This window comes from bacterium, assembly GCA_024224155.1.
Classification (GTDB): domain Bacteria; phylum Acidobacteriota; class Thermoanaerobaculia; order Multivoradales; family JAHEKO01; genus CALZIK01.
Genome location: JAAENP010000061.1, coordinates 1 through 4,430 on the forward strand (window position 1 = coordinate 1; position 4,430 = coordinate 4,430).

5 protein-coding genes are annotated in these 4,430 nt (G+C 60.0%); 4 read left to right on the forward strand and 1 reads right to left on the reverse strand.

Going from position 1 to position 4,430, the window contains the following annotated elements:
• Positions 1–193 precede the first annotated feature (193 nt).
• Positions 194–811 carry a hypothetical protein gene (locus GY769_03945; GenBank protein ID MCP4201066.1) on the reverse strand — a complete coding sequence of 206 codons (618 nt, stop codon included), beginning with the start codon at positions 809–811 and terminating at the stop codon, positions 194–196.
• 293 nt (positions 812–1,104) lie between these two features.
• On the opposite strand from GY769_03945, the gene GY769_03950 reads away from it, so the two are divergent.
• Genes GY769_03950 through GY769_03965 form a run of 4 tightly spaced genes read left to right on the forward strand, consistent with a single transcriptional unit; the run spans position 1,105 to position 3,986 of the window.
• A complete protein-coding gene (locus GY769_03950; GenBank protein MCP4201067.1) occupies positions 1,105–1,473 on the forward strand; it encodes a hypothetical protein in 369 nt (122 codons plus the stop codon).
• Positions 1,470–2,933: an IS21 family transposase gene (locus GY769_03955; protein ID MCP4201068.1), complete on the forward strand. Its 1,464-nt coding sequence runs from the start codon at positions 1,470–1,472 to the stop codon at positions 2,931–2,933. The genes GY769_03950 and GY769_03955 overlap by 4 nt, the downstream gene beginning before the upstream one ends.
• Positions 2,926–3,726, forward strand: coding sequence for an ATP-binding protein (locus GY769_03960; GenBank protein MCP4201069.1), 801 nt, complete (start codon positions 2,926–2,928; stop codon positions 3,724–3,726). The genes GY769_03955 and GY769_03960 overlap by 8 nt, the downstream gene beginning before the upstream one ends.
• A complete protein-coding gene (locus GY769_03965) occupies positions 3,723–3,986 on the forward strand; it encodes a hypothetical protein (protein MCP4201070.1) in 264 nt (87 codons plus the stop codon). The genes GY769_03960 and GY769_03965 overlap by 4 nt, the downstream gene beginning before the upstream one ends.
• Positions 3,987–4,430 lie beyond the last annotated feature (444 nt).

A 4,430-nucleotide genomic window follows, 5' to 3' on the forward strand; every position in this document is an offset into this window, starting at 1 on the left:
CATCACACAACGCGATCGAGGGATGCGGTACATCCATTGATTTGCGGGATCTTGCTCAACGGTTTATCTTCCTGCGAGGATGGCGGTCGCCCACTGGCGGGAAGGTCCCCACCCGGGTTGATTTCCGGAAATGCCTTGGAACGTGTCTGCTACCTTGTTTGACGTTTTGGGCGATTTTGAACTGTGATTCACATCACGTTTTAATTCTCGTGATTGATTCCTGGCTAGCACCAAACGTTCCAAGGTGGTCTTCTTGATGAATTGAAGAATTCCGGGGTTGGAGTTTTCGCAAGATGCTGACGCGATGCCGTTGCCGACGCGGATGGTTGATGGTTCCCACGAATTCGATGGAAACACCGGCCTGCGACGAATCGGCCGCCCCCGGGTTGCGCACTTCGCCTGCCGCTTCGTTCTCGACTCGCCGCGAATCACAGCGGCCATGATCTGAATCGCTGAAAATCGTCGAGAGCAACCCGATTGCGGCCGACGCTTCGAAGGCCTCAATGCTCGTTTTTGTGGGGAAACATCGCCGTCGGTAGCTGCATCTGTAGACGGAAAGAGAAAGCCGCGGGTTTTTGACGGTGTCGTCGGAGTGAGCTGAAAACTCGCCAGCGGAGGCCGACTGAGAGTAGACCGAAAAGAGCGAGGGGCCAGTCAAACCAACCTGGCCCCTCAAGTCGATTGTGCGATCAATCTGCTCACAGACTCCTTCATCAACTCCCAGGGCGCAACTTTCTGGCTCGTGCCAGGCGAGCCACGAAGCGGAAACCAAGAGTTTTCGCGAGGTTAGGTGCGGATTCTGCGATTGCATTTTCCACCTTTGCTCACACTGCGATCGCGGACACCGATACTGCCAACCGGAATGTCATGGGCTGGCGCGACTCCGAAGTGTACGCGAGGCTCGAACACGTCATCAGAAGTCGAAACTCGGCCGCGAGGACCATCGCGATCGTCAGCGGGCGTATCGACAACGCCAAAAAAAATGCATGAGCGTGATGGATCAGGGTCCCCAAAAAGTTGCCCACACACCTAGAGTGTGTGTGCCGACAGCCCTACCCATGGCGACGGACGCCAGGGAAGAGGATGCGGCAAGGAGCAACAAGGATGGACGAGAATCGACTGATCATGACACTGAAACCCGCGGCCCTGGAGACGCGGATCCTGATGACCCACGGCCGCGACGAGGTGTTCAAGGCAGTATTACCGCCGCCGTCGCAGATGCATTGTCGAGCCGCACCAACGCTGGTGGAGTCGATGGCATTGTGGTACCAGCAGCAAGTATCCGTTGTGCTCTGTGCGGACGTGTGGGAAGAACAACACGCCCTGGCTTTATGCGACGGTCTGGGATTCGGGGTGCAAAACGTCCACTACGAAGTGGACGTCGTCCGCCCAGGGCCCCGCCGGGGTAAACGCTTGCGGGGACTGGGCGGGTTCGGTGAGCTGCGCCAGCTGTGTCTGCGAGGTGTGAAATGACGGTCAGCAAGGAGGTCGAGGGCAAGATCCGTCGCCTGCACTACGCCGAGCACTGGAAAGTAGGGACGATCGTCGCTCAGCTGGGTGTGCACCGGGACGTGGTTCGCCGAGTGCTGGGCTTAACGGAGCCGCGCCGGGAATCGAGGCTGCGCGCCAAACTGATCGACCCGTATGTCGGGTTCATCGAAGAAACACTGCGGGCATATCCGAAGCTGCGAGCAACCAGACTCTACGACATGCTCAAAACACGCGGATACCGGGGCTCGGTACGTACGGTGCGCAGCTACGTGCGCCTGGTACGACCCAAACCAAAAAACCGCGCGTTCCTGCGCACGGAACCTCTGTGCGCCGAGCAGGCGCAGGTGGACTGGGCACATGTCGGCCGAGTCTTGGTAGCGGGCGGAAATCGCGCACTCTGGCTCTTTGTCATGGTGCTCTCCTACTCACGAGCTATATGGGGCGAATTCGTCTACGACCTGTCGGTCCACTCGCTCCGTCGAAGCCTCGTGCGCGCATCTCGGTATTTCGGCGGCTCGCCCCGACAATGGCTGTTCGACAATCCCAAGACGGTCGTGCTCGAACGCGACGGCGATGCGGTGCGCTTTCACCCCGGATTGCTGGAGCTGTGCGGAAAAATGTGCGTACAGCCGCGGCTATGTGCGGTGCGCCAGCCGCAGGAAAAAGGCCGTGTCGAGCGCTCGATACGTTATGCGCGCGATCGTTTCCTGGCCGGACGTCGCATCGAGAGCATTGAACAAGGAAATCGCGAATTCCTGGCGTTTCTGGACGAAATCGCCCTCGAGCGACCTCACCCACGCTTTCGAGATCGCAGCGTTCGCTCCGTGCTGGACGAGGAACGCGCAACACTCTTGCGCCTGCCCGACCCGCTGCCGCGAGTCGACCAGGTCGAACTCGTCGCCGTGGACAAGACGGCATTCATCCGTTTCGACACAAACTCCTATTCCGTACCGCCGCGTTTTGCCAGCGAGAAGCTCACCCTCATCGCAGATGATGGCGTCATTCGCCTGTCTACCAAAGACGAGGAAGTGGCCCACCATGAGCGCTCGTGGGGACGACGGCAGGTGCTTGAGAACCCTGAGCACCGTGCGGAACTCTTGACCGAGCGTCGTGCAGCACGAGACCTCAAAGGGCGCGACCGACTGCGCTCCCAGATCCCTCAGATCGAGACTCTCTTCGCACGTTGGCTCGAAAACGGTCATCATCTCGCCCCCCATGTAGCCCGCGCTGTGAAGCTCCTGGATCTCTATGACCCGACGATCATCACCGATGCCGTGGACGAACTAGTGACTCGCGGTATTCGTGACCCCAGCGCGCTTCTTTTCGTCTGTGACCGTCTTCGCCGCGAAAGGAATCGCCCCATGCCCCGCGAAGTCGTTCTGCCTGACCACGTCGAGGACCGTGACGTCATTCCCCATGCCCTGGAGGATTACGATGGATGATGGAATTGACACGCTTGTAGAAGCTTTGCATCATTTGGGTTTTCGTCTCATCCGAGAACAGCTCCGCGCCCTCATCGAGCATGCTATTTCCCACCAACTTGGCCCTGTGCAGGTTCTCGAAACGTTCGTGGCCTCCGAGACAAGTGAGCGAGATACGCGCAATCATAAGAGCCGCACCCGAGCCGCCAAACTTGGCAGTGTTAAACCGCTCGACCAGTTCGACTGGAACCACCCGCACAGCATCGATCACGACCTCTACGATCGTCTGCTCACCATCGACTTCGTCCGGCCCGGGCAGAACGTCCTCTTTCGCGGCCCCGCCGGCGTCGGCAAGACCACTCTGGCCAAGCACCTCGGCTTCGAAGCGCTCCGCCGCGGCCACACCGTACGCTTTGCTACCTTTGCCGGTGCCCTCGCCGATCTCGCCGGGCAAGAATCCCTGCCCGCCCTCGAACGCAGGCTCAAGCGATACACTTCGCCGTCTCTCTTGATTCTCGATGAGATTGGTTACTTGCCTTGCGACAGTCGAGCCGCCGATCTGTTTTTCAACATCGTCACTCGGCGACACGAATCCCGTTCCATTGTCATCACCACCAATTTGGCCTTCAAGAAGTGGGGGGCGCTCTTCGCCGGGTCCGCCTGTGTCGCCGCTCTCGTGGACCGTTTTGCCCAGCATTGCCACACCGTCGACATCGACGCTGAATCGTGGCGACATCGCTACTCCTTGGCCAAGAGCCAGAAATCCACCCGTGGCCGCTCCAAGAACCGACGCCCACCGAAGGACAAGAAGTGACTTCACCTTATGCTCGAGAGCAGCCGTGTTTCCACGACGATTCCAAGCCAGCCGTGGCCTCCATCGACCAGCTCATCCATTTTGTAGTCACCGAATTCGACGCAGCATCACTGTCCAGCGACAACGCCCTGGCACTGCTCCAACTCGTGGACTACGTCCGCGCGCAGATCTGCGCCGCGCACGCTCAGACTCTTCGGGAACTCCTCATGCCGGTGCAACTCTTCAGCTCCGACGATCCCACCTTGAGTGACCTCTTCTGAGCGCTCGCCTCTGATTCAGCGCCGGTAACACCGTCAAAAAACCGCGGATCGTTGTTTCCGTCTACACTGCATCGGTAGCTGCATCGGCATCGGTAGCTGCATCGCCGGCCCCTCCGCCCGGAGCGCTCGCCGCGGACCCCTGCAGTGATTTCACCCCGCGCCCGGCCCCAGAGGATACCTCCGGCCAACTCAGGTACTTACCCGGCTTGCCCTCACCGTGTCTCGTGCCCCCAATCTCACGCTCATCGCCGTATCATACCAGCACAACCGCGCAGTCAGGACCCCACCGCGCCTACCGCGTCGGCCCACGAACGCCGAGGCCGAAGGCGACAGCGGCCGCAACCGGGTTGCTCTCGACGATTTGCCCCGATTCACCTCCCGGCCGCATCGATTCGCGGCCAGTCGAGAACGGAGCGGCAGGCGAAGTGCGCGAAGTGCGCAACC

Coding starts and splice junctions, on each gene's coding strand:
- GY769_03945 (MCP4201066.1), bottom strand. CDS start 811: ATGCAATCGCAGAATCCGCACCTAACCTCGCGAAAACTCTTGGTTTCC.
- GY769_03950 (MCP4201067.1), top strand. CDS start 1,105: ATGGACGAGAATCGACTGATCATGACACTGAAACCCGCGGCCCTGGAG.
- GY769_03955 (MCP4201068.1), top strand. CDS start 1,470: ATGACGGTCAGCAAGGAGGTCGAGGGCAAGATCCGTCGCCTGCACTAC.
- GY769_03960 (MCP4201069.1), top strand. CDS start 2,926: ATGGATGATGGAATTGACACGCTTGTAGAAGCTTTGCATCATTTGGGT.